A 26,841-nucleotide genomic window follows, 5' to 3' on the forward strand; every position below is an offset into this window, starting at 1 on the left:
GCAGCTTATTTTTGCTCTGCTTTATCTTCGTTCAATAGTGCTTTTCTTGAAAGGTTCACACGGCCTTGTTTGTCGATTTCTGTGACCTTCACTAAGATTTCGTCGCCTTCTTTGACAACGTCTTCTACTTTGTTGACCCGTTCGTTCGCAAGTTGTGAAATGTGAACTAAGCCGTCTTTGCCTTTGATCAAGTTGACAAACGCACCGAATTTTTCAACACGGACAACTTTCCCAAGGTACACTTCGCCAACTTTTACTTCTTTCGTCAATTCTTCAATGATCTTGATAGCTTTTTGGATCATTTCTGCATCAGCAGAAGCAATCGAAACTTTTCCGTCTTGATCAATATCGATTTTCACGCCAGTTTCATCAATGATGCCATTGATGGTGTCGCCGCCTTTACCGATTACATCTTTGATCTTCGCAGGATCGATTTGGATCATTTCGATCTTCGGTGCGTATTGGCTTAACTCTTCACGAGGAGCAGCCAATGTTGATGTCAATTCATTTAAGATTTCCATCCGTGCTTTTTTCGCTTGATCTAATGCTTCTGTCAAGATTTGTTCAGTGATTCCTTGAATCTTGATATCCATTTGTAACGCAGTGATCCCATCTTTGGTTCCAGCAACTTTAAAGTCCATATCGCCAAGGTGATCTTCTAAGCCTTGAATATCAGTTAAGATCGTGTAGTTTTCACCATCAGATACAAGTCCCATTGCGATACCTGCAACTGGTGCTTTGATTGGCACCCCTGCATCCATCAATGCTAAGGTTCCTGCACAGATACTTGCTTGAGAAGAAGAACCATTTGATTCTAATACTTCTGCAACGAGACGGATTGTGTAAGGGAAGTCTGTTTCATCAGGAATCACTTGTGCTAAGGCACGTTCGCCTAATGCACCATGACCGATTTCACGACGTCCTGGTGAGCCGGCACGACCAGTCGAACCAACAGAAAATTGAGGGAAGTTGTAATGGTGGATGAATCGTTTTGATTCTTCAACCCCTAATCCATCAATGATTTGGTGTTCGCCTAAAGGTGCTAATGTACAAGCAGACAATGCTTGGGTTTGTCCCCGAGTAAATAGACCAGAACCATGAACACGTGGCAATAAGCCAACTTCTGATGCCAATGGACGGATTTCGTCTAATTGACGGCCATCCGGACGAATCTTGTCGATGGTGATCAATTCGCGAACCACATCTTTTTCAAGATCTTCCGCGATTTGTTTCACTTCTTTCAAGAATTGTGCTTCCTCTTCATGTCCAGCAAATTTTTCTGCATACACTTCTTTCACTGTGTCTTTGACTTTATCGATCTCGTCTTCACGAGCCAATTTTTCTTCAGTCATAACAGCAGTTTTCATTGTTTGGTAGTAGCCGTCGAAAATTTCTTTTTTCAAGTCAGCATCTACTTGTAACAATTTGACTTCCATTTTTGGTTTACCCACAGCTGCGACAACTTCTTCTTGGAAGGCAACCAATTCTTGGATAGCATCAAAACCGAATAATAACGCACCTAACATGTCTTCTTCAGAAACTTCCTTCGCGCCTGATTCAACCATGTTGATAGCTTTTTTCGTTCCAGCTACTGTCAATTCGATATCAGTTTGTTCTGCTTGTTCTACTGTTGGATTCAAGACGTACTCACCATTGACCCGACCAACATCAACACCAGCGATCGGTCCGTCAAACGGGATATCTGAAATAGACAATGCTAAAGAAGAACCTAACATTGCCGCCATTGCTGGCGTACAATCTTGTTCAACACTCATTACGATGTTTGTTACTTGTACTTCGTTACGGAAACCTTCCGCAAACATTGGACGGATCGGACGATCGATCAAGCGGGCAGTCAAGGTTGCTTCCGTACTTGGACGTCCTTCCCGTTTGATAAAGCCACCAGGTACTTTCCCTACGGCATACATTTTTTCTTCGTAATTGATTGTTAATGGGAAAAAGTCGGTATCTTTTGCTTCCTTAGATGCAACCGCTGCACTTAGGACAACCGTATCGCCATAACGAACCAATACAGCTCCGTTTGCTTGTTTGGCTAATTGGCCAACTTCTACTTCTAATGGGCGGCCGCCCCAAGTTGTTTTGAATACTTGTTTTTCTGTCATGTTCTGCTCCTTTTCATCGGATCCCAGCAAGTCACTACTAAACAAATGAAAAAATCGGAATGTCGTTCCGCTGCTTTCATTTGGTTAGTAGGATGCTGCTTACAAGGACCCAAAATTCTTTTTAGCTGCGCTTTTTGATTCACCAGTCAAAAGGCCGCTCTTTCGGTGTTTCACTTTTTAGATGACTCGAGATCACCTGTCAGACTGCATCAGCTGTTTTAGCCGACACTGCAGTCGCAGTGATTCATAGCAAAAAAGTGAGATTCGGGTTGAACCTCACTTTTCTTTGTTTGATTAACGACGTAATCCTAAAGCTTGGATTAATTCGCGGTAACGTTGTACGTCTTTTTGACGTAGGTAAGCTAATAAGTTACGACGATGTCCAACTTTTTTCATCAACCCACGGTATGAATGGTGGTCTTTTTTGTGCATACGTGCATGTTCGTTCAAATGGTTGATTTCTTCTGTTAAAACAGCGATTTGAACTTCTGGAGAACCAGTATCTCCTTCATGACGTGCAAATTTGTTGATGATTTCGTTTTTGCGTTCTTTTGAAATTGCCATGTTTTTCACCTCTTTTTCTTTTTCCCCTGCGACTGAGTAAAACGTTGGTGATTCGTTAAACCAAGTAACAGGTACTGTGCTTTTCACACGTAATTACTTTACTTGATTCTAAGTAAAAAAGCAAGTTTATCTACCTATTCTTTTCGTTTCTTTTGAAAGCTCCTCCAAAACTTATGTTATACTGAGGATACTACTCTATCTAAAGGAAGTGTAAGGATGAGCGTTCTTTCCCGAATCGAGAGCATGAAAAATGAATTATCGCTTTCTGAGAAGAAACTCTTCGCATTCATGGAGGCCAATCCTGAAAAAGTGCCGTCGATGACTGCGAGTCAATTAGCAGAAGCCACTGGGATCAGTGCGCCGACTGTCGTACGCTTTGCGAAAAAAACCGGCTTTGCTAGTTTGACAGATTTAAAAATACAATTATCTGCGGAATCCGGCTTGCGCCAAAATGCCAATGAAAACTTGGGCTATGCCGATGTTGAATTAAATGAGCCCTTTCATGCCATCACATCTAAATTAAGCCACAATGCACAGGTGACTATGAATGAGACGGCTCAATTGTTAGAAGAACAGCTGATGTTGGCTGCCGCTGAACTGATCGCGACTCGTGAGCGAATCTTTGTCTGCGGGATCGGTGCTTCTTCATTGATCGCACAAGATATCCAACAAAAATGGACCCGTTTAGGCAAAATCGTCGTGTTTGAAAATGACTACAATCTCTTGTTGCCGCAACTCGTCAAAAACGAGAAAAAAAGTCTCCTCTGGGTCATTTCCAACAGTGGACACACGCCTGAGATGGTTCACTTAGCAGAAATCGTTAAAAATCTTGGCGTCCCGATTCTGTCACTCACCCGATTTGGCAGTAATCCGTTAACAAAGTTGGCGGATGTTCCCCTGCAAGTGTCCCGTTCCAAAGAAGCCAACCAACGTAGTGCTGCTACGAATTCGATTATCGCCCACCTATTGGCGGTCGATGTCCTTTTCTATGTCTTTTTAAGCAAGAATGAAAAGCTGGCACGCAATATCTATGCCTCACGCCAAGCCATTGCCGATTTTCGTGAGAAGTATTTATAAAATATTCATAGCCAAAGAAGTCCGCAGGAAAGTTTTCCTGCGGTATTTTTTCTTCTAAGGACACTTTGATCAATCAAGGGCATTCTTGGCAGCTACTTCTGCCAACCAAAAACTGGACGCTTTGGGATAACGCTTGAAGTCATTTTTCAAATCCACTCGATAAAACCCATAACGGTTTTTATATGCATTCAACCAGCTCCAGCAATCCATAAAGGTCCACATATGGTAACCGAAACAAGGAGACCCGTCTTCGATTGCATGATGCAGCTGACGCAAATGGTCTTCAACAAAGGCGATCCGATACGTATCATTGACCTGCCCCGTGGCGTCCATGAACCGTTCTTCCTCAGATACCCCCATGCCATTTTCGGAAACAAACCATGGCATGTTTTGATAGTCATTCTTTAGACGCATCGCGATATCGTAAATCCCTTCTGGATAGATTTCCCAGCCGCGATGAGGATTGATTTTTTTCTCTGGCCAATCGTACCCACGAAATAACTGACGTGGCTCAAAGGGACCGGATGCTGCCTTCTGCGGAAGTGGTGCTTGGATCCGCAACGGTTGATAATAATTGCAACCAATAAAATCTACGGTATTTTCACGAAAAATTTCCGCATCTGTTGCTTCATATTCAGGGGACAATTGATGCTCCTTGAATAAGCTCGTTAGCTTTTCTGGAAATTGTCCATAAACGACACAGTCCAAAAAACTGCGAATATACAAGAGATCTGCCCATTCAGCGGCTTCTCGATCAGCCGCTTCTTGACTTTTGGATAAACAGGTGACAAATTCAAGATGATACAGATTTCTCCATCAGGAAGTGCGATTTTACGAAACTCAGCAACTGCCTTCGCATGGGCTAACAAGGTATGATAACCAACTTGAATTGCCCGCTTGAAATCACGCACTTGCGGCCAATGAGCATCTCCGTAATACCCACATTCAATATGCACCAATGGTTCATTAAAGGTCGCCCATTTTTTCACTAAATCGCCAAATTGTTCAAAAGCAGTTTTTGCATAAAATGCAAAATGGTCCACGGATTCCCGCGCCTCCCAACCTCCTTTTTCCATCAGCCACCAAGGCATGTCAAAATGAAACAAATTAATGATCGGTTCGATGCCTTGATCCAGCATTTCCTGAAAATATGCCCGATAAAACCGGACTGCCGTCTGATTCAATGTTTTTCCATCTGGTAATAAGCGGGTCCATGCAATCGATGTCCGATAGGAATTCAAGTTCATGGCCTTCATGTTTGCTACGTCTTCCCGGTATTGATAGTAGGTATTTGAGGTGTCGCTTGGTCCGACACCATCGTAAAAGCGTGACGGCTCCAACTCAAACCATTTGTCCCATGTAGAGGGACTTTTGCCGTCAACCACTGCGGCCCCCTCGGTTTGCGGTGCTGACGCGGCCGCTCCCCATAAAAAGTTTTTTGGAAAGTGAATCATTCTTTTGCTCCTTTCTGAATTACCTGCCACGTGCGGTCAGGGTTGGACCGTTGAAATACAAATCGATACTGCTGACCTGCTGTTTCGACTTCCAGACAAAACGATGTTGTTTCTTCCAAGGAAATTGCCAGCTGCTGCAATGATGCTTCACCGATCACGAGTTGAAAAGTTGCTTGTCCTTGACTAGGCACCCATACTTTTTGAAAGCCGCATAAGACTTTTTTCCTCGGCACATATGCTTTTGTATACTCTTTTAGATAGCATTGGACCAGTTCTTTACCAGACACAGTAGAATGATTTTCAAGTGTGCCACTGACGATAATGCCTTCCCCTGCATATTCAGCCGAAACCGAGCTGCAAATAAAAGAGGCATAACTAAGACCATAACCAAAAGAATATACTGGTGCGCCTTTTTGATCGAGGTAGTCTTTTTGAAACGCTGTGTTGCGATAATTATAACAGACAGGCAGTTGTCCAACTGTATCAGGAATAGAAACTGCTAATTTCCCACTAGGTACCGTTTCACCAAAAAGAATCCGAGCAATCGCTTCCCCTCCATATTGGCCGGGATAGCCAGCGTAAAGCACCCCATCGAACAAGTCTTGCAAAGGAGCTAAGCAATGCGGTCGACCGGAAATCACGATCCCAATCAGCGGCTTTTTACTCTTCTTCAACGCAAACAGTAAATCCAACTGGCATTGCGGCAAATCGAGGGTAGCCAAGTCGATGTTTTCTCCACTGGTCATTTCCTGAGATCCCCTTAAGGCGGCACCGTTTTTGTCAAAATCCGTTGTGAAATCACGGGCACTGGAGCCGCCGATCGTCACTAAGACGACATCCGCTTTTTCTGCAATCTGACAGGCTTGCCTTCGTTGAGCCAGTGTGCCACTAGAGATTTCGCAGCCTTTCTCGTAGAAGAAGTCAGCTTGATGCGTACTTAAACTGGTCAAACCTTCCCAAAGGGTCGTACATGTTGTTTCTTCCTTGAATGGCGTATAATCCCCCAGCTGATGATAGAGCTGTTTAACGTGAGGACCGATGACGGCAATCTTTTGTCGCGTTTTCTTCAAAGGCAAAATACCATTGTTCTCTAGTAAAACAATCGATTCCTCCGCCAATTTCAAGGCAACTTGTTGCGCCTTTTCTTTACGGGGCAATGAAACACGGGGCGTTGCTTCTTTAAACAAGCCAAGTTTTTCTTTCAAAAGAAGCACACGACGGACTGCATCATCGATCGCCGTTTCCGCAAGTAGCCCCTCAAGGACAGCTTCTTCTAACACTGGGAAAACTTCATCCCATAAACTAACATCCACACCGCTGGTCAAGGATTTGGCGGCCGCTTGTGGGTGGCTCCCCAGCCAGTCAGCAATCCGATCCAGCCCACACCCATCGGCCATCACAATTCCCGTAAAGCCACTTTCTTCTCGTAAAACATCTTGCAGCAAATAAGCATTGGCATGGCACGGGATACCGTCTAGATCATTGTATGCAGCCATACACCCCAAGGCCCCAGCAGCAATCCCTGCTTTCATTGGTGGCAGATGGATCTCGCGGAATTCCCGATCACCGATTGCCACTGGCCCTGCATTGTGTCCCCCCATTCCTGCACCTTGGGCAGCAAAGTGCTTCAATACCGCTAAAACGTTCTGCTTTTCTATCGTTGTTTTTGATCCTTGTAATCCTCTGACGGCCGCTTTGGTAAAGCTGCTGGTTAAAAACGGATCTTCACTGAAACATTCTTCAGTTCGCCCCCAACGCGGATCTCTAGCAATGTCCAATGCGGAAACCAAGCCAACATGGGCTCCTTTTGCCCGAATCTCTTGAGCAGTGATGGTTTGGGCCGCTTGATACAGCTCTGGATTCCAACTAGAACCAACACTAAAATTGACCGGAAACGTCGTCGCTTCTAAACCTTGGTGCCCGTGAGGACACTCTTCACTGAGAAGGGCCGGAATCCCCAGCCGAGTGTGCTCCTGCAAATAAGTTTGAATCATAAGGGATAGCTCATAGGACTCCGTGGTCGTCAGGCCTGTTTGCTTATTTCTACCTGACCAAGGATCAGCTCGAAACACGCCGTAAATCCAGCCAAGACTGCCAAAACGAGCTACTTCTTTTTTAAAGGTTTCAGTCAACATAATTTTTCCGTTAGTTTTTTCATAAACTTCCCAACCATACAGACGCTGATTCAGCTGGCCGATTTTTTCTTTCAACGTCATTTGCCGTAAAAGTGTCTCAATCATATGCTTCTCCATTTCTATTTAGTCTTCTAAATAAAGCATGATGGTCTGGATCTCAAAAGGCTGGAAATGGATTGTGATGCTTTGGGCATCCAGCGGCTCGACCGGCAGTTCAGCGACGGTTTCTTCCAAAAGATTCGTTAAAACCGCTTTTTTGATTCTTTTTTGGCAACGCAATTGACAGGCGGTGGTTTGATTGTGATATTCATACAACCGCACGATCAGTGCCTCTTCATCTTCGGCTTTTTTCACCGTATCCAGCAAGACATTCTTTTGATCGACTGCTAGAAAAGCTTCTGCTGATAGTTGTGGCACACTTGGAACGGTTAGAACGGGAACATTCAATGCCAAAGCTTCTTCCATCGTTTGCGCGTCTTGCCAAGTCCCTTCGTGGGCGTACAAGGAGTAGGTAAACTCATGAAAGCCTTGATCCGCTTCTGGATACGGATCAATCGGCGATTTAATCAAAGAAAGCCCGATCTTTTGATAATCCGTATTGAACCCATATTTCGAATCTGTCAAAATACTAACCCCATAATTTCCTTCTGAGAGATCAACCCATTTTTGACCACAGCTCTCAAAACGTGCTTGGTCCCATGTCGTGTTTTGATGCACAGGTCGTTTTACCTGCCCAAACTGAATATCAAATGTCGCTTCCAATGTGTTGACATCAATCGGCAGCAATGCCTTCAGCAGCAATTGATGCTGCTGCCAATCAACCGCTGTTTCAAAATCGATTCTTCCGGTGCCATGATAAAAATGTAGCCATTGGGTAATAAAAGAATCTTCAAACTGACGTTTGATTTTCAAGGTATCACGAATCTCACCTTGCTCAACGACCTCAGCTGAGGGAACTTGCTTCACAGGATAAGGCTTCTTCTGGTAATAAATATCAATGTCCCACGCATCATAATCCATCGGCAGATCTTCATAAGCTACTAACTGATTCAACCGCTCGCCTTTTGGTACGATCTCTCGTTGATGCCGTTTGTCAAATAAAGAGATGATGTCAAAGTGTTTGTCAAAAATCACTTTAAAATCAACCGTTTCAAACGATTCCTCCAGCCGCATTGCCACTTGCTTTGATTGAGGCACAGCTGAGACAGGGGTCAGTGTTTTGCAGCTCAATCCAGCCATGGCGGGAATTTTGACTAAGAGCCGGTCATCATAGGTCCGCTGAGTCAGGTAAGCTTCTTTGATCCCTGTCTGATCGTCTAAATAGACCAGACCCGTCCGCTCTTGTCCCAGCGGATTAAAGACATGCCATGACGTAGCTTCGGCTGCTTGCACCGCTGGAATCAAAGTTTCGATCAGCTTGCAGCCTTTATCAAAGAGCTGTTGATACTCTTGATCCGTCTGATCATAAACTTCTTTGATCGAGCTTCCCGGCAGAATGTCATGGAATTGATTAAATAGCAGCTGTTTCCAAAGTTGTTCTAATTCAGCTTGCGGATAACGATTGATTGCACAAATACTATAAAGTTTTTCAATCGTCTGTAAGAAAAATTCTCCTTGGCGATTGGCCTTCTTGTTTTTGCCAATCGAAGTCAGTGTTCCACGATGGTATTCAAAGTACAATTCGCCGTACCAGACTGGCCCAGATTTTTCCTTAAAAGAATCTGCCAGTCGATCAAAAAAGCCCCCCACATGATTGCCAGTAATCGTCGGCATATCCGGCAATGTTTTTTGCAGCCGTTTCTGGACTTCTAGCATCTCTTTCGTCGGGCCTCCGCCACCGTCACCGTACCCATAGGCAATCAAAATTTCGTCGTGCTGATCTTTTTGCTGATAACGTTCAAAACTGCCTTTGATCGTGTAAGGATCTAGCAATCCATTATACGTCGTATAATAATCTCTTGGACTGTATCCTTCACTGATGGTGGTAATAAAATGCGTCAAAACGCGGCTGCCATCAATTCCTTGCCAATAGAAGGAATCATAAGGAATTTGATTGAACTGGTTCCATGACAGCTTCGTCGTCATAAAGTAGGGCGTATTTGTTTTGCGTAAAATTTGCGGCAAGGCGGCTGAATAACCAAAGACATCCGGTAGCCATAAGATGCGGCTATCGACTTGAAATTCCTCTTTCATAAACCGTTTGCCATAAAGGATCTGACGAACCAGCGATTCCCCTGAAGTCAAATTGCAATCGGCTTCCACCCACATCGCCCCGTCAACTTCCCATCTTCCTTCTCGAACTTTTTCTTTGATTGCAGCGTAAAGTTCAGGATAATGTGTTTTCATGGAGAGATACAGTTGTGGTTGGCTTTGAAAAAACGTGTAATCTGGATACTCCTCCATCAATTTCAAGACCGTCTGGAAACTGCGCTCACCTTTTTCAATTGCTTGCTGTGCCGTCCAAAGCCACGCCAGATCGATGTGGGTATGGCCGACAGCCGTCACTTTTTGTTTTGGTGTATGCGCTGGTAAGTAACATGACGCAAGCAGTTGCTTGGCTTTTGCGAGACTTTCATAGAATGCCGCTGAGTAGGGCGTACGAAAATCCAAGACATTGGCGACTTGACCAAGAACTTGTTGATAAAATGCTTCGTCACCGCCAAACGCACGAATGGCACGCCAACTATCAAACAGCGTATAAAAATCAAACCAGAGTTCATTGACGACAGGATCCAATGCCAATAAGTTGATATGCAGTGGGAATGGTTTATCGGAACGGCCCGAGAACAGATCAATCTTCAGTTTGACTGCTTTTTGTTGATATCCTTCAGCCAAAGTGACCTCTCGATGATTGACATCGATAGCTTGGACATAGGTATCGTCCAAATAAATTTTGATTTGGGGATTGGTGGTGTTGTCCCACTCTGAGAGGCTTGAATAGACTTGTAAGACACAAGGATTCCCTACCCAATCATTGGGAACTTGAAAGCTGCCTTTCAGCTGATAATAGGTGTTTTTTTCTCCGAAATAACTCCCTTGCTCATACGGTACCCAATCCTCTTGTTTTAAAAAAAGCGGGTCTATTGGCTGTTGATAGCGTACACGGTACTGTTTTAATTTGTAGAAAATTTTTCGGATGCGTTCAAACTCGTAAGGCTGCATAACTCTCATTTTTCATTTGACTCCTCTATCTATTTTTTGAAAAAAAACGGGTGGAGATTGATTGTCTCGACCCGTTTCCCTTATCGTATGATATTAGTTTGCTTTCCAGCGGTCATAGGCCGTTTGATAGACTTCGACATATTCGTCAATGCCCATTGCTTCGATCGTTTTCACATAATCGTCCCAATTGTCTAATGGCTCGACACCTGTGATAAACTTCGCTTCCATTTGTTCTACATAAGTTGTCAAATCAGTGGCAGTGGCTGCTACTTTGTCATTTTCTTCAATCGTTAAATACAGTAGCGGGAATGGTACTTCAGCGATGTCTTCCATCTTTTCTGCCGTTTCTTGTGCAACCCAATCACTAAAACGAGTATCTGGTTCTTCATCAGCCGTTTTGCGAATATGGTATTCACCTGTTGTATCAATGACTATGTTTGGTGTAGTCAATCCATATGCCGGCGTGATTTTGCCGCGTTCGTCTTCCGTGTTGTCTGTATCAATGCCATCCACATAAACCCGGACTTTTTCGCCATCCGCATTTTCTTGGTACTCCCAAAGAACACCTTCTGGCCCTTGTTCAATATATTTTGTGCCTTCTTCCGAATAGAAGTAATCCACCCAACGCATGGAAGCTTCTGGGGAAGGATTGACATTGGTCAATGCAAAAGTTCCCCGAGAGATTCGTGGACTGCCAGGAATCTTGGCTTCTGGTGCCCATTCAGAGGTCAACGGTTGGAACATCGGATCGTTCATCGCCTCTGCCTCACTGCGACCAGTAGTAAAGAAGCTGAAATAGTCGGCAAAAAGCCCTAGTTGATTGTTTTCACCCTTCGCTTTTTTCTGCTCATCTGACTGTCCATAAACTTCTTTATCCAGCAAGCCTTCATCGTAAAGTGTATTCATGTATTCCAAGAATGCTTTGTAGTTTTCTGATGTCGGTGTGTAGGAGACCACATCATCGTCCACTTGAATCCCGCGAGTCCGTAAGCCAAAGGCGGCCATCAACCAAACACGTGTCGAGTTCATATCGACATCCGTCAATGGAATCTCGTCTGCTTGACCATTTCCGTTAGGATCTTCGTCTTTGAAACGCGTCAACAATTCTTGCAGTTCCTCTGTGGTTTTCGGCAGTTCTGATACACCTAAATTATCTAGCCACGTGCCGTTGTACCACATCGGGCCTTGCCACCAGATTGAAGTCGCATTCCGAGAGATCATTGGTAAGGAGTAAATGTGCCCATCTGGCGTGGTGATCGATTTTAAAATAGAAGGATCTTCTTGCGTCAGTGCATAAAGATTTGGCATGATTTCTGGCGTGATATACTCCTCTAAGGGAAGTAAAATCCCTTGTGAACCGTAATCGATCTCCATCGAAGCCGTCAGTGCTTGCGAACCAGCACCGTAAACGATATCCGGCAAGTCGCCGGAAGCAAAAGCTAAGTTCAGTTTCGTACTAAAGTCAGCCGATGGCGGTGTCGTATAAGTCAGTTTGATACCGGTTTTTTCTTGGTAATCCTGTAGCGTCGGCATGTCTTCCCACTCGGCCATTCCCACACCTGGTGCCATGATATTCAAGGTCAGCTCTTCGCCTTCTTTGATGATTGGAAATTGGCTGTCATGATTGATAGCAACCTCTTTCTTTTCTCCAGTTCCCTCATCTGAAGAATTGCCGCAGGCACCCAAGACGAGGGTACTGCATAAAGCGACACCCGCCATTCCTAAAATTTTCTTTTTTAATCCCATTTTCTTCCTCCTTTGATTTTTTTATCCTTTAATTGAACCGACCATCATGCCCTTGACAAAATACTTTTGTAAGAACGGATAGACGATGATTACCGGTAACGAAGAAACGATCATGACGCCGTATTTGATGACTTGAGCGAGTTGCTGTTTGCTGTATAGCATATTCGCCATTTCTGAAGTCACATTGCTGACGGTATTTGAAGACATATCTTGAAGAATCAAAATTTCTCTTAAAATCATCTGCAGCGGGTACATCGATCGATCAGAAAGATAGATCAATGCGTTAAAGAAGCTGTTCCAATGTCCGACGCCATAGAACAAAGCCATTACCGCAATGATCGGCGTTGATAATGGTAAAACGATCTGCATGAATAGACGAAAATCGGAACAACCATCCACAATCGCTGCTTCTTCCATCTCTCGCGGAATTGTGGATTGAAAAAACGTTCGTGTGACAACCACATTGTAAACCGAGACGGCCCCTGGAATCACCAGTGCCCAAACGGTATTCAGCATACCTAAGCTGCGAATCAGCAAATAGCTGGGAATCAAGCCACCAGACAGGAACATGGTAACCAGCATAAAATTGGTGAAGGCTCGTCGCCCATAAAAATCTTCTCGCGATAACGCATAGGCACAAGGCAAGGTTACCAAGAGATTGATCGATGTTCCTAACACTGTATAGTAGATCGTGTTCAAATAGCCACGCCAGATACTGCTGTTGCCCAATAATGTTCGATAGCCTTCGAAGGTGATTCCTTTTGGTAAAAGCCACATTTCACCTGAGTTTACCAGATGCGGATTTGAGATCGAAGCACTGACGATATAGATCAGCGGATATAAAACGATCAGCAATGAAATTGCTAAAAACACATAAACAAAGATCAAAAAGATTTTATCAGCACGGGTATCTTTTATTAAAGAAGTTGTTTTCACTTTTGGTCCTCCCTCCTACAATAGACTAGAATTGCTTAAACGTTTGGCAATATGATTGACTACGATCAACAATACGGAATTGATCAATGAGTTAAATAGGCCGACTGCCGCAGCAAAACTGTACTGCGCATCTAACAGCCCTTGCTGGTAAACAAAGGTCGCAATCACATTCGAGGATTGCATGTTCAAAGGATTCTGCATCAAGATGATTTTTTCAAACCCAACTGACATCAAGCTGCCGAAGCTCATTATCAATAAGATCACCATCGTGGGCATGATCGTTGGAATATTGATATACCAAACGCGTTGCAGACGAGAAGCGCCATCGATCGTTGCCGCTTCGTGCAGTTGCGTATCGACTCCAGATAGAGCTGCCAGATAAATCACAGACCCCCATCCCGTTCCTTGCCAAACTCCGGACAGGACATAAATCGTTTTAAACCAACGGGGATTAGTCATAAAGCTGATCCGCTCGAAACCCAAAAATTCTAATAGGTGATTGATGATCCCTGTTGAAGGAGATAAGAAAGCAATGACCATACCAACCATGACCACCACAGCAATAAAGTTTGGGGCATAAGTGACTGTTTGGGTAATCTTTTTAAACGGGCCGTCTTTGATCTCATTCAAAGCCAATGCCAGGATGATCGGCAGCGGAAAACCGACAACCAACGAATAGATACTGATTCCTAAAGTATTTTTGATGAGTTCCCAAAAATAATAGGAATCGAAGAAACGTTGAAAATGTTTAAATCCAACCCAAGGACTGCCCAAAATCCCTAATGAAGGCATATAATCCTTGAATGCAATAATGATTCCATACATCGGTCCATAAGAGAAAATCAAAATAATCAAAAATGCTGGCAACACAAACAAGTACAATTGCCGATTTTTCTTGATCTTCATTTTTATATCTTGTTTCTTTGTTTTAGGTACTGAAACGGTTTGTCTGATTGGCGCTGTTTCCATTCTTCCTCCTCCTTGCTTGGTGTTAGCCTTATCATGAATTGTATTCGCTTTCAAATCAATGTGTATTTTTTTCCCTATGTGTCGAAACGCGAATCCCAACTGCCCCAACGTTCGGCTGACTGATATCCGACCATAAGAGGTACGGTTCGGTAGCGTTTTTATAGACTGGTAACGCTTTTTAGTGGCTAGATCAATTAGCTCGTCTTCTTCAGTTGCACCAATCTCTGTTAAAGGAATCTGTTCGAAAGCGCCTGCAGCGATACTGCGAAATGCAAAATGAGCCTTGCCCTCTTTTTGATAGGTCAAATGCCATTCATTTGGCCAAGCTATTGGGTTCGCCCGCGTTTCATAGATGCCTTCACCATATAGCGCCAACCAATTGCCGATTTCTTCTAAGCGTTGGGTCTCTTCGAATGTAAATTCGCCATCAGGTGTTGGGCCGACACCTAAAATCAAATTTCCCCCTTTGCTGACTACCTCAATCAAGGTTTCCAGCAGTTCTTGGCTGCTCTTGAAGGTATCATTCGGCACATATCCCCAATCATTCCCAATCGGGATATTGCTTTCCCAAACTTTTTTAGGAATTTCTGCTAATGCAGGAATTTTGCGTTCTGGTGTCACATAGTTTTCATGACGGCCACCCATCATTCGATCAACGATGATCAATTCCGGCTGTTTCTCACGTGCAATCTCAGCTAAACGATCCATTTGTAGGTCTTCTTTTCCTTGCCCGCACCAACCGGCATCTAGCCAAAGAAAATCGACTTTTCCGTAATTGGAAGTAATCTCTACAATCTGACGATGCACAAATGACACATAGCGCGCCCAGATTTCTGGGTGAAGGTGGGTGTCATAGCTGGCATGACGGCCTTTGACGGTATCATCATCCAACCAGTAAAAAGGAGAATACCAGTCAGCTTTAGAATAGTAGGCTCCTGTTGCAATCCCTGCTTCTTGAAACGCCGTAAACACTTCTTGTAAAATATCGCGTTTAAAGGGACTTAATTTCCCGCCGATTTTAAACTCTGACTCCATTGTGTTAAACATCGAAAACCCATCATGATGCTTTGTTGTGAATAAACAGTACTTAAATCCCGCCTTCTTACAGATCTTGGCCCATTTACGGGTATCCAGCTTCTTCGGCTCAAATCGATTAATCAACTGCCAATAATCCAAACGCAGTGCTTCGATAGTTTCTCGATAGGGCTGGTTTTCTCTAGCCCATTCATCTTTTTCAGATAATTGCCATGATTCAACGATCCCCGCTTCAGCATACAGCCCATAATGGAAGATTACTCCGAATTTCAAGTCTTGAAACCATTCCAGACGCTGCTTGAGCATTTCTGTTTCCGGGACCCACGCTGCTTGCTCTCTCTCCTTGGCTTCTTCAATATCGCCGCGAATTTTTATCATACATTTGCACTCCTTTCTTTGTTCTAAATGTAAACGAAAAAAAGTCCATCTAACAATATGTAACTTTTTTTACTGTGTTAAACCAAGCAAGAGCGTTTGTAAAATTTGTAACGAAAAAAGCTTCCTTCCATAAAAGCGTTAGGAGAAATAAAGCGGATCAAATATATTTGCTGTGTTTTTCCTGTATGGGATGTGTGATTTTTTCATCCATGCCCATTATCCATGGATCAATGGTACGATAAGGACAACAATTAAAGCGGATACAAAATGGTAATCCGTAAGAAAGTGAGGATTTTATGAAACAATCCAATGGACTTTATCATGTTTCCTATCAAGTCGGTGAATGGCTCCTCCATTGCCTAAAATTGCAGTTTCTTTGGTTTTATTGGGTATTTCGATATGGGATATTTTTAGGCATTCTCCCTGCCACCGCTACGATTATCCAAGCTTTTTTCAACAGTTTCCAAAAAAAGGAACGCCCAGCGGCTTTGAAGCCTTGGTTCAGAACTGTCGTGAAAAAAAATTTCCGTCGCGCCAATCAATTAGGAGCCATGCAAGCGGGTTTGCTGCTTTTCTTATGGCTAGAATTGCGCATCTCTAGTACCTTTATCCAAAATAGCTTGATTCACTTTTTTTTGCTGCTGTTGTTTATCAGTGCCCTTTTGATCAGCTTGTATCTGCTGCCAGTGTATTTGCGTTATGACTTGCCCCTTCTTCACTATTTTAAGCAAGCAGTAATACTGATGGTTATCAGTATTCCCCAAACGATTGCGATGATTTTGGGAATCTTAGTAACTACAATCATTTTGACTTTTTTACCGATTTTATTAGTCATCGGCTTTGTTCCTTTTTTCCTTTTTCCAAATAGTTGGTTCTCTTTTCAAGCGATCCAACGTTCAGAATCATTGCTGATAAAAGAAACTTAAGAAGGGACGTTCGTAATGAAAGACATTTTTATCCAAAGTAATGAAAATCTTGATGATTTTTTTAGTCACATACTACCGGAACTAGCGTTGCGAGAATCACCGCAAGGGCATCCATTACAGCTGATTCAACGGACCGGTTCTCTGAAAATTTGCCACGGTCCGCTAGCAACAATCATTTACTATCAAGAAAAGGCCCATTTATTTCGGGCATTAACTTTATGGGTGCATGAAGACCGCCCAGTCTATGTCTTAGAAGAACAGCCGCATTTTGAAGCAATTGGACCAATGATCGATCTGTCCCGCAATGCAGTAATGACCGTTGAAAAACTGCAACGCTTTATTCTATTGACAAGCAAGATGGGGCTTAATCGTCTCACGCTTTATATGGAAGACACTTATGAAATTCCAGAGTATCCTTATTTTGGTCATTTACGAGGCCGTTATACACAAGGTGAGTTAAAGAAGCTTGATAGCTACGCGCAATCTATAGGTGTAACTTTGATTCCGGCGATTCAAACATTGGCACACTTAACGAATCCCTTAAAATGGGGATTTGCTAAAAACATTCGGGACACGGAAGATATTTTACTGGTGGGAGAAGAAGAAACATATACCTTTTTGGAAGCAGCGATCTGTTCGATCCGTTCGTGTTTTACGACGGATCAGCTACACATTGGCATGGATGAAGCACACCAATTGGGGAAAGGAAGATATTTGGTATTGCACGGTTTAAAAGACCGTTTCTCGATTATGGCCGAACATCTGCAGCGGGTAGCTGCGCTTTGTCAAAAAGTGGGTTTTAAGCCGATGATGTGGAGCGATATGTTTTTTAGGATCGGTGCACCTACTGGTGATTATTACGATCCAGACGTGTGTTTTCCCACAGAATTGTTTGCTGACCTTCCTGCTGTCAAAATGGTTTACTGGGATTATTACCACCATGATCATGCCTCTTATCAGCGAATGTTTGCGAAACATCGGGAATTAAAACAGCGGATCGCCTTTGCTGGAGGTATCTGGACTTGGAACGGTTTGGCGCCGAACTATGGCAAGAGTTTCGCCACCATGCGTCATGCCTTGCAAGCCGCCAAAGAAAACGATGTTCAGGAAGTTTATGCCACACTTTGGGGCGACGACGGAGCCGAAACACCGCTGATTGCTGCGCTATTAGGTTTGCAATATTTCAGTGAAGCGCAGTTTGGAAACGACCTTTCGTTAGAGAATTTAACTAAAAAATTTCAGCTCTTTCACCAATCAATAGCCAAAGATTTTTTACTGCTTGATCGCTTTGATCAAACTGCAGGTGTACCAGAAAACAATCCTCACGGAGAAAACCCCAGCAAGCTGTTGCTCTACCAAGACTTGCTGTATGGCTTGTATCAAGAAAATTTAACTGATCTTTCTTTAGCATCCCACTATCAAACATTGGCTCAAGAGTTGGCCGCTGTGAAAGCAACACGGGACACACAAACGATGTTTGCCTTTTATCAACAGATGGCAGTCGTTTTGGCTAAAAAGGCCAACATTTCCCACCAAATCACCCGTGCGTATCAAAGCAAGGATCGCACCGGACTGTGCCAAGCAGTCGATGAGCTCAGTGTCTATAAATCCGCCTTGCAATCCCTTTATGAAGCCCATCGTCAAGTCTGGTTTGACTGGAATCGACCTTTCGGTTTTGAGAGTATCGATCTGCGCTACGGCGCCTTGCTGATGCGCTGCGACACGACACTCTGGCGGCTTACTGCCTTCTTGGACGGGGAGCTCGATACTTTGGAAGAATTGACTCAACCGTCCTTACCAATGGTGACCCCTTTCAGCGGCAACACTTCTGTGGGTCGCAATTTATTTCATGGAATCTATAGTGCGGGGAAAATTTCTGATGTTTAAAAGAAGGAGTGAGAAATTATGAAAACATCCTTGCTGCGCCGAACCATCATCGTGAGTTTGCTGGCTGTTGTTAGCCTATTCTTTCTCTATTTTCTAACAACCGATTCTTCTGCTCCAGTTCATGCCCAACCTTCAGAAAAACTGGAGATGACAGGTAATATTACAAGTCAAGCAGCGGCGGAGGCTTGTTTGGCAGTGCTGAAAGAAAATTTACAAGCAGCCTCTGACCAAGACGCGACAGCTTATGCCGCCACGCTCGTGGCAGCGGCGCGAGCAGAGACGACCCAAGAATTGGCTGCTTTTTTTGCAGAAGAACAGCTGCAGCACACGCTGCTTTCTTTTGAAGTCGTTAAACAAGAGACAGAATCCATGCTGGTCGCGGCGCAACAGAAAACGATCAGCCCAAAAGATTCTTCCTACCGTGATCACATCACAGAGGCTTACCATACTTTCGTTAAGGAAGCAGATGGCTGGAAAATTCAAGAAACAGTCATGACGAATACAGAATTTCTTTAAGTGAGTGAAAAAGGAGTGATTTTTAATGAGAACGTATAAGAATTGGCCTGCCAACTACCCTGATCCAAACTGGTTCCTCCATGATCGGTTTGGCTTATTCATCCATTTCGGCCTATTCAGTATTGGCGCTCGACACGAATGGTTTATGACGACAGAAAAAATTGAACCCACCACCTATCGCGAGAACTATTTTTCTCAGTTTGATCCTGATCTTTTCAACGCGGAGGAATGGGCTCAAACCGCAAAGAAGGCCGGTTTTCAATACATGGTCTTCACGACGAAACATCATGAAGGCTTTGCCCTTTGGGACACCGCGCTCAGCGACTACAAAGTAACCAACACCCCATTCAAGCGAGACCTCTTAGCAGAACTGCTGCCGGCATTTCGCAAGGTAGGCATTAAGGTCGGACTGTATCATTCGCTGATCGATTGGTATCATCCAGATTTCACGCTCGACGGCCTGCATCCGCAACGAGAGTCTATTCAAGCCCGTCAAACCAATGACCAGCGGGACATGCGCCGTTACCAAGATTTTTTGGCTGGTCAAGTCACCGAACTATTGACCAATTATGGAACCATCGATTATATGTGGTTTGATTTTCCTTATAGCCATCGAGATTGGGGATGGTCAAAAGGCAAGGGTGCCGCCGATTGGGATAGTAAGCGGATCGAAGAAATTTGCCGAAGTCTACAGCCGGAGATGTTACTGAATGACCGTTTGGATTTGGGCCGAGGGATTACCACCCCTGAGCAATTCCAACCAGACAAACCATTAGAAGCGAATGGATTGCCTTTAATATGGGAAGCGTGCCAAACGATGTACGAAACGTGGGGCTATGATCGTGATGCTCAGCACTGGAAATCCAGTGAAATGATGACCAAAATGCTGATTGACACAGTAGCAAAAGATGGGAACTTTCTCTTAAATATCGGTCCGAATGCTCGTGGAGAAATCAACTTACCAACTCGCGGCCATTTAGAAGCCATCGGTTCATGGATGCATTATCATCAGCAAGCGATTATCGGCTGTGGTGCCAGCACTTTTCAACCGCCTATTGACAGTCGTTACACCCAAAACGGGAATAAACTTTACTTGCACCTCTTCTCCTACCCCTACAAATCCTTGCATCTTCCGGGACTTGCAGGATGCGTGAAGCATATCCGTTTCTTACATGATGGCTCCGAGTTGTTTTATCGAGGATTTGATCCCGAGGAAGTTCTCACGTCAACGGAAGCCATCATCAACAAAGAGGACCTTGTTCTCAGCTTACCCGTCTGCCCCCCAGATGTGTTGGTACCAGTGGTCGAAATCACTTTAAAAGAAATATAAGCGCCTATTGCACTGTCCTAAATGAATATTTTATTGATACAAAAACATTGTCCTTACTTTCTTTACAAAAAAATGACTAGAAACTGATCGTTTCTAGTCATTTTTTATGGCTATTTTTTCAAAAACTCCCCAAATTCGCTTATACGAAAGTAGCGAGCTAGCTTGTTGAACAGGTGATGAGAACATGCAAACAAGCTGCGGGATTAATCCTTTTTTAAAGGTACTTACCACGGGAGGGTCAAAGTTCCTTAGACAAATAAAGAACAAGATCGTCATTGTTACAACAAGGCACATTCATCGCACAATTCTGATTATTGAACCAAACACCAGATCCATCTGGAATATAGCCTTGTTTTACATACAGTCTCTGGGCCGATCCATAACCATTGTGTAAACCTACCCCTAATGTCACCACGGCAGCTATTTCTCGTGCCTTTTCTTCGGCTGCTTTTAAAAGCTGACTGCCTACCCCTTGTTTTTGATAAGATTCAAAAACATTAAAATCCACAATTTCTGGGTACAAGCCTTTAAATGGTCCGTGCTTTGCTAGAGGGACCAATGTCAAATACCCGGCAGTTTTGTTGTTTATTTTGGCAAGCAAAATGTATCTCTCCCCCGCTTCTTGCTCGTTTAAATACTCCATCAAGAGCTGCTGGCGAGAAGGCCACCCTTGCTTTAAAAACATTTGATCCATTTCAAGGATATCTTTTTTCTTCAACGGTTGAATGTCTATGATCACTTATTGCTCCATTTCTCCCCTCACTCGGAGTTACGTTCATTTTATCAAAATACTATTGGCTTTTGTTTCACTTGTCGCTAAACTTATTCATCATAAAGAAAACAACAGGGATTGTCAGCGATGTGCCCTTTCACCCAATTCCTCTAACAATCAGCTAAATGTCGCTTCCCACCCATCATAAAGCTTTCGAAATGTTTCTTTTGGTCGATTTGGCTCATTATAAACTTTTTGGCTAATGGCCGTTTGGAGCCAAAAAATCGCTTGGATCACTTCACGACTAGTCTGAGCCTCAGGTACATCCGCCCAGACGGATAAAGCGATCGCCTGTGTTTGGGCAAGCTGTTCCTGTGCAACTTGTTGTCCATTGGCAAACGTCGTCAACTGGAATTCATTGCTGATTTTTTCGTAAGTTGGGTAGGTATACCCTGCCGCTTCTCCTAAGACATAATAGAAAAAATTATCATTGTGATTGATCATGGTATAGCCCTTTTCAAAAAAGACATCCGCCGGCGCCATATTCTGGTTCCAACGGGTCCAATAGGAGATTTGACAATTCTCCGTCAACGTTGTCTGCTCTTGGCGATTCAAGCGGTAAAAACCATCATTCCAGACCCGCACAACAAAGCCGAGACTTTCAACAAAGGCCGCCAGCTCATTGACATAATCAATAAAAACTTCGATTCCGCTGGCTTTTTCCCCATAACGCTCGCGGGCAGCTTCGATCATTTGTGGAAAGTTTTCTAACTGGTCAAAATCAATAAACTCATCGGCCCCGATGTGAAAATAGGTGCTGTCTTCAAACAGTTGCGCATATTCTCGATAAACTTCCTGAATAAAGGCTACCGCTTCTGAATCCAAAATGTTCAGTGCTCGATCATCACGAGTGCCAGCTGCTGTCGGCAATTGCCATTGAGGTTTTTGTGCTAGGACTTGACGCAAATGACCAGGAGAATCAAAATCAGGGATAATGGCAATTTCATGGTTTTGAGCATACGCAATCAATTCACGAATTTCTTGCTTGGTCAAACATTCTTCCGAAACAATTTCTGGAAATTGCTGAGATTCAATCCGAAAGCCTTCGTTTTCCGAAAAATGAAGTTGCAGATGAGTGAATTGGAAGCAAGCCATGCTGCGGACGATTGCTTTCAAATCAGCTAGCGAATAAAATTTGCGCCCGATATCGATCATCAGACAGCGTTCTTTAAGCGCTGCTAGATAGCTTTTCTGTGCTAATTGACCCGTCGCCTGATCTCGGCCATATTTGGTTAACGCGTAAAAGGCATGTTCTGGCGAGGACACACTGATTGTTTGGTTTTCAAATCGAAAATCAGCATCCAGCTGCGGATCGATCACTATTTTCGGTAACGGATCTTTCGCCGACTGCCAACCTATTTCCTCAAAAAAGACGGCTGCTCGTTGCTGAACTTTTGTCAAATCAACTTGTTTGTTCATCTCATTTTCCCCCATACTTTCAATAATTTCTCATTTTTTGGTTCATTTCACGGTATTGCCCTGGTGTCACACCCACTATTTTTCGGAACTTTCTCGTATAATTGGAAACATCATAATACCCATTGTTGCGAATAATTTCTTTGATTGGCAAATCTGTTTCAATCAGTTCCTCTTTGATTTTTTTCAGTCTTAGTTCTTGAATATATTTGGAGAAGGTTTTGCCGCTTTCTTTTTTTACAAAACGGCTGACATAAGAGACAGAAACACCAACCTCCTCTGCCACCGATTCCAAGGAGAGCTGTGAGGAATGGTAATTTTCTTGGATAAAACTGAAGATTTTCTCATTCATTTCCGACTCGTCATCCAGCGGCTGTTTCTGCACCTTCGTGCAAATCTGCTGGGCAATCGTTAACAAGGCAGACTGCAATTGATTCAAGCTGTTGAAATCAGCACTTTCAGAAGCGGTATGCAGTACTTCTGCCCCCACCAATTCACCGCCGACTTGCGCGATCGTATTCAACAAGTAGTAGCCATACATTTTTTGGACACGAGGCGAAGTCTGTTTACTCTCGCCTTCTTCGATTAACCGCTGGATCGTTTCACTGGCAATCTCAATATTTCCTTGATTCAAGGCTTGGATCAATTTTAATTTTTGATTGTCTGGGTAATTGATTGGCAAATGATTGGTCTCTTTGGAAAGCTCCGCATAGTAGCTGATTTGCTTGCCTTGACTCCCTTGATTTTCCAGTGCTGCCAACCCTTCGATATAGGATTCATTGATGGCGGTTAGTTGATCGACCGTCATACCGACACCCATTGTGGGTGTTAGGGAGATCGCATGGGTAATTTTTTCCGCAATGGCATCCACAATTTCTTGTTGTTCTTTGCCATCAACAAACCCTACGGTCAAGGCTAACATTTCTTTGGATAAAATTTCCGTCGCATATGCCGTATAATCCGCCTCTTTGATTTCCTCGATATAATCGATCAGAAATTTTTTATCTCCTTGCTTGGCTTTGGAATCCACAGTTTTCGTATCGATGGCGATCACAAAGTAATTTGACTTAGGAAAGCAGACATGAACCGCTTCTAAAAGCAAAGCCAGTTCTTGCTCGGACCGAAAACGTCCGCTCATTAATTTGCGCAGCACTTGCTCTCTGGCATGAGGTGTTTGCAGGCGGACTTCCTGATGCAGTTCTTGGTGCTCAACCAAAAATGCCGCCAAGGTATTATGGACATCATCCATCGAATGAAGGGTCATTTTGGGGTCCCGATGAAACTCCTGAACCAGATTTTCGATTTTGCGAATTGGGCGATAACTACGTAACCCAAGCATCACGACTGCAGTGATACCCGTAAATAATATGGCGATAAATACTAGGACGAACTGCTCTTGTACACGGTTGACCGATGCCAGCGCTTGATTCGGATTAGCAACGGCTACCACTGAAATATTCAATTCATTATTGGCAATCGCTTGAACAAAATACGTTGATTGTTCAAACCGCATTCGTCCTGTTTGAATGCCTTTTTTCATGCGTTCGGGATGATTTAAAAAGCGCGCTAACTCATCATTGGTGGTACTGGCTAATAACTGGTACTCATCATTGATAATATAGGTGTTACTGATCCCATCGTTATTGCTGAGATCAAGAATTCTCTTCAAATTGTTCTCTTTGATTTCATAGATCGCTGAGCCATAGACAGTCATCTCTTCACTTTGAATGGGAACGATATAAAAGAAACGGGAATATCGCTGCTCCTCACCGGCGCCTTCTAAGGTCAACAATGTAGGCGCTGAGGAATCCAATTGTGCGGCTAACTGTTCCTGGCCCATTTCATTTTTCGGCAGTACTTTTTTCAAAAATGTGTCAAAAGAGAATGATCCTACGGTTGAATACAAGGTTGCTGGGGACTCTTTATAATATAAATAGACTTCTTCGACTAAGTCGTTGGTGATTTTGTACGTTTGCATGGCCTCTCTTGCTTCTTTGGTCAAGTAAGGATGCTGCAAATATTTCAATGAGACAACATGATCATTGGTCATTTTTTGCGTCAGATAATTCAATTGAATAAACGTATTTTCTAAAGAATATTTCAACTGAATCAATTGATTTCTAGCGGTCAGCATCACTTGTTCATTGATACTTTTGACAGATGTATCATACCAAATCCATGACACGGCTAAAAAAGGCACTAAAAACACGATTAAATAAGAGCTGATGGCACGAATGATTCCCCTAAATAGTTTTTGACGATTCAGTTCCGTGTACTTTCCCATTTGCATCACCTATTCTCTGTTATTTCGAAAGCTCAAAAACGCTTTCATTTATCGGTACTTATTTAGGAGAAAAGAATGTATGATACTCTAATAAAATACGCTTTATTTTAATAAAAAACAATGCTTTTTTACAAGTCAGCTATCAGGCTTGTATTTTCTTAACCAGTTATAACAAGCGCCCAATAAATTAGATTCATTGCCGAAACGACAGGCACAAATGTTTGGCACGATAACAGTACTAGGAATCTGCTCAGCAATCATAGCTAATCGTGCGTTTACATGTGGGATCAAGAAACGGCTCGCACTGATTCCACCGCCAATCAAGATGATTTCCGGATCAATCATATATTGCAGGCTATAGCAAGCCGCCGCCAGTTTATCGACAAAATCAGCTACTACTGGCAGACATCGCGGATCTTGTTCTTGAACCAGTGTATCAATACGCTGGCCATTGATTGTTGGGTCTCCGATACGTTTTGCTGTTTTCTCTACTAATGTTCTGGTTGACCCTGCGATGCTCCAAAGTTCCCAATCCTTCCTTTCGGTCGGAAAAAGCAGATAACCAAACTCTCCTGCTAGTAAGTGTTTGCCGCGAATCAATTGATGATCGATCATCAAGCCACCGCCAACGGATGTACCTAGGACAATTGTCGCAAAGGACGCACAATTTTGAGCGTGACCCAACCATTTTTCTGCCAATAACGCACAGTTGCCATCATTTTCGGCAGCCACTGGACATTGGTATGTACTGCGCAAATGCTTAACCAGTCTTTTACCAAATCCTTCATATAAAGGTGATGTCATCCCGATTTCTTGGCTTCGGGGATCAACCAGTCCCGTTGAGCTAATAGCGATGCCATCAAATGCTGCTGCATAGAATGCATCGATCTGTCGACATATACGTTGCGTGACTGTGGAATATTCCTTGTTCATAGGAAATTGAGTCAATTGTCTGCGTTCCCCTTGACTATTCACTAACCCACATTTAATAGCAGTACCGCCAATATCAATTGCTAAAATCCACATTTTCTTGACCTCACAAGGTTTTCTTTTGTCTTGCATTCAGTATACGCACCCAATGTTTTCAGCGACCATATGTATTTCTTGCAACAATATGTCAAATCCGTCCAAGCCATAAAAAAGCCCGCAACGAAAGATATCTTGCATTTAGAAAGAATATACATTGTACATACAGAGATAGCTTCTCTGCTTATTTTTTTAGCACTTGAAAGACCTGGTTTAACGTTCAGCTTCACAAAAATGTTCATCATGCAAAGCTAAAAAATAGAACTATTAGATACAATGTCTGAGAATTTTATAAACAAAGGAATCAGCTACTCCCGTTTTTTCTATTAAGATAAGCTATAAACAAAAAAACCGTCACGCATAAGACATCCTCTCATGCGTGATCGGCATTCTACCTACTCATTGAATTTTAGGAATAGATCAAACAATTTTAAGAACTTAGTTGCAGACTCTTGGTGTCACAACAAAAAATCTATTCGCAGTAAACTAATTTTGTTCTGTTCTTACACTCTGGTCACTTATTGCTCATTTGATTCATAAAACCTCAATAAAGCGCTTGTGCTCGTTCAATACAATTCCTGCTCCAAATAATCCACCAACGGAACCAAGTATTTTTTATCCGTCCAATCGCAATCTTGTCCATTGGCTTCCATGAGTACCTTCGTCTGTGGGTCATAGGTGTGTGGCTCTTTTTTAGCGGCCGCTTTTCTTAACATTTTCACTAAGGTTCGATCGAAAAAGTTCATTTTGCTTTCCTGCCATTGTCCTCTTCCGTAAAAAAAGGGGATGTCCTTTAGCGGACCCGTGAGATTCTGTTCTCTGAGTTTTTTCACTACCACTTTTTCAGGAACAGAAGCTCCCGCACAAAAGATGAGTATCTCTTTGCCTTTTAGCTGATTGCTATTCTTTTTTAAAAAGGACAGTCCAGCAATACCCGAAGCATAGATTCCCCCACAGAAGATAATTGTGTCATAATCCATTACTTCAGCTATTTTGGCTTTTGGGGTTTCTAGGCAGGGAAAACCTGTTGCTTCTTGAAGCCAGTGGACATACTTTTTGACAGCGCCGTATTTCGATTGATAAACAATAATGCCATTTTTCATGA

At 43.2% G+C, this 26,841-nt stretch carries 17 protein-coding genes and 2 pseudogenes; 5 read left to right on the plus strand and 14 right to left on the minus strand.

Going from position 1 to position 26,841, the window contains the following annotated elements; translation table 11 throughout:
- Positions 1–5: 5 nt before the first annotated feature.
- A complete protein-coding gene (gene pnp / locus CXM95_RS15220) occupies positions 6–2,123 on the minus strand; it encodes a polyribonucleotide nucleotidyltransferase (RefSeq protein ID WP_008379486.1) in 2,118 nt (705 codons plus the stop codon).
- Positions 2,124–2,417: 294 nt separating this feature from the next.
- A complete protein-coding gene (gene rpsO, locus CXM95_RS15225) occupies positions 2,418–2,687 on the minus strand; it encodes a 30S ribosomal protein S15 (RefSeq protein ID WP_005228072.1) in 270 nt (89 codons plus the stop codon).
- Positions 2,688–2,903: 216 nt separating this feature from the next.
- On the opposite strand from rpsO, the gene CXM95_RS15230 reads away from it, so the two are divergent.
- Positions 2,904–3,764 carry a MurR/RpiR family transcriptional regulator gene (locus CXM95_RS15230; protein WP_008379484.1) on the plus strand — a complete coding sequence of 287 codons (861 nt, stop codon included), beginning with the start codon at positions 2,904–2,906 and terminating at the stop codon, positions 3,762–3,764.
- 69 nt (positions 3,765–3,833) lie between these two features.
- On the opposite strand, the pseudogene CXM95_RS15235 reads toward CXM95_RS15230, so the two are convergent.
- The 7 genes and pseudogenes from CXM95_RS15235 to CXM95_RS15265 form a co-directional block, all read right to left on the minus strand.
- Positions 3,834–5,218: pseudogene (locus CXM95_RS15235) on the minus strand (glycoside hydrolase family 1 protein).
- On the minus strand, positions 5,215–7,470 hold the full coding sequence (locus CXM95_RS15240) for a glycoside hydrolase family 3 N-terminal domain-containing protein (RefSeq protein WP_016612899.1): 2,256 nt from the start codon (positions 7,468–7,470) through the stop codon (positions 5,215–5,217). The pseudogene CXM95_RS15235 and the gene CXM95_RS15240 overlap by 4 nt, the downstream one beginning before the upstream one ends.
- A gap of 6 nt (positions 7,471–7,476) precedes the next feature.
- Positions 7,477–10,524, minus strand: a complete 3,048-nt coding sequence (locus tag CXM95_RS15245) for an alpha-mannosidase (RefSeq protein ID WP_016612900.1) — start codon at positions 10,522–10,524, stop codon at positions 7,477–7,479.
- An 84-nt stretch (positions 10,525–10,608) separates the two neighbouring features.
- Complete coding sequence (locus CXM95_RS15250; protein WP_016612901.1) at positions 10,609–12,261, minus strand: extracellular solute-binding protein; 1,653 nt, start codon at positions 12,259–12,261, stop codon at positions 10,609–10,611.
- Positions 12,262–12,282: 21 nt separating this feature from the next.
- Positions 12,283–13,197 (minus strand): carbohydrate ABC transporter permease, encoded by a 915-nt coding sequence (locus CXM95_RS15255; RefSeq protein ID WP_008379474.1) that lies wholly within the window; start codon positions 13,195–13,197, stop codon positions 12,283–12,285.
- A gap of 15 nt (positions 13,198–13,212) precedes the next feature.
- Positions 13,213–14,166 (minus strand): ABC transporter permease, encoded by a 954-nt coding sequence (locus tag CXM95_RS15260; protein ID WP_008379472.1) that lies wholly within the window; start codon positions 14,164–14,166, stop codon positions 13,213–13,215.
- Between the two features lie 55 nt (positions 14,167–14,221).
- Positions 14,222–15,579, minus strand: a pseudogene (locus CXM95_RS15265) (alpha-L-fucosidase).
- Between the two features lie 296 nt (positions 15,580–15,875).
- Here CXM95_RS15265 and CXM95_RS15275 point away from each other — a divergent pair.
- The 4 genes from CXM95_RS15275 to CXM95_RS15290 are packed head-to-tail and all read left to right on the plus strand — an operon-like array spanning position 15,876 to position 20,238.
- The gene (locus CXM95_RS15275) at positions 15,876–16,505 is read left to right on the plus strand and encodes a DUF624 domain-containing protein (protein ID WP_101699355.1); all 630 of its coding nucleotides are present in this window, start codon (positions 15,876–15,878) and stop codon (positions 16,503–16,505) included.
- 15 nt (positions 16,506–16,520) lie between these two features.
- Positions 16,521–18,392 (plus strand): beta-N-acetylhexosaminidase, encoded by a 1,872-nt coding sequence (locus tag CXM95_RS15280; RefSeq protein ID WP_101699356.1) that lies wholly within the window; start codon positions 16,521–16,523, stop codon positions 18,390–18,392.
- Positions 18,393–18,410: 18 nt separating this feature from the next.
- Positions 18,411–18,908 (plus strand): hypothetical protein, encoded by a 498-nt coding sequence (locus tag CXM95_RS15285; RefSeq protein WP_101699357.1) that lies wholly within the window; start codon positions 18,411–18,413, stop codon positions 18,906–18,908.
- Positions 18,909–18,933: 25 nt separating this feature from the next.
- Positions 18,934–20,238, plus strand: coding sequence for an alpha-L-fucosidase (locus tag CXM95_RS15290; RefSeq protein ID WP_101699358.1), 1,305 nt, complete (start codon positions 18,934–18,936; stop codon positions 20,236–20,238).
- A gap of 238 nt (positions 20,239–20,476) precedes the next feature.
- Here the strand turns inward: CXM95_RS15290 and CXM95_RS15295 are convergent, their stop codons facing one another.
- The 5 genes from CXM95_RS15295 to CXM95_RS15320 all read right to left on the minus strand — a co-directional run bounded on the left by CXM95_RS15295 (position 20,477) and on the right by CXM95_RS15320 (position 26,839).
- A complete protein-coding gene (locus CXM95_RS15295) occupies positions 20,477–20,977 on the minus strand; it encodes a GNAT family N-acetyltransferase (RefSeq protein WP_005233764.1) in 501 nt (166 codons plus the stop codon).
- Positions 20,978–21,127: 150 nt separating this feature from the next.
- Positions 21,128–22,429 carry a family 20 glycosylhydrolase gene (locus tag CXM95_RS15300; protein WP_101699359.1) on the minus strand — a complete coding sequence of 434 codons (1,302 nt, stop codon included), beginning with the start codon at positions 22,427–22,429 and terminating at the stop codon, positions 21,128–21,130.
- A gap of 19 nt (positions 22,430–22,448) precedes the next feature.
- Complete coding sequence (locus tag CXM95_RS15305) at positions 22,449–24,716, minus strand: helix-turn-helix domain-containing protein (protein WP_008379459.1); 2,268 nt, start codon at positions 24,714–24,716, stop codon at positions 22,449–22,451.
- Between the two features lie 129 nt (positions 24,717–24,845).
- Positions 24,846–25,772, minus strand: a complete 927-nt coding sequence (locus tag CXM95_RS15310; RefSeq protein WP_101699360.1) for an ROK family protein — start codon at positions 25,770–25,772, stop codon at positions 24,846–24,848.
- A gap of 530 nt (positions 25,773–26,302) precedes the next feature.
- Entirely contained in the window at positions 26,303–26,839 is a 537-nt protein-coding gene (locus CXM95_RS15320; RefSeq protein WP_008379457.1) for a flavodoxin domain-containing protein, read from the minus strand.
- Positions 26,840–26,841: the final 2 nt, after the last annotated feature.

It is taken from the genome of Enterococcus sp. CR-Ec1 (genome assembly GCF_002850555.1).
GTDB classification, from domain to species: domain Bacteria; phylum Bacillota; class Bacilli; order Lactobacillales; family Enterococcaceae; genus Enterococcus_D; species Enterococcus_D entomosocium.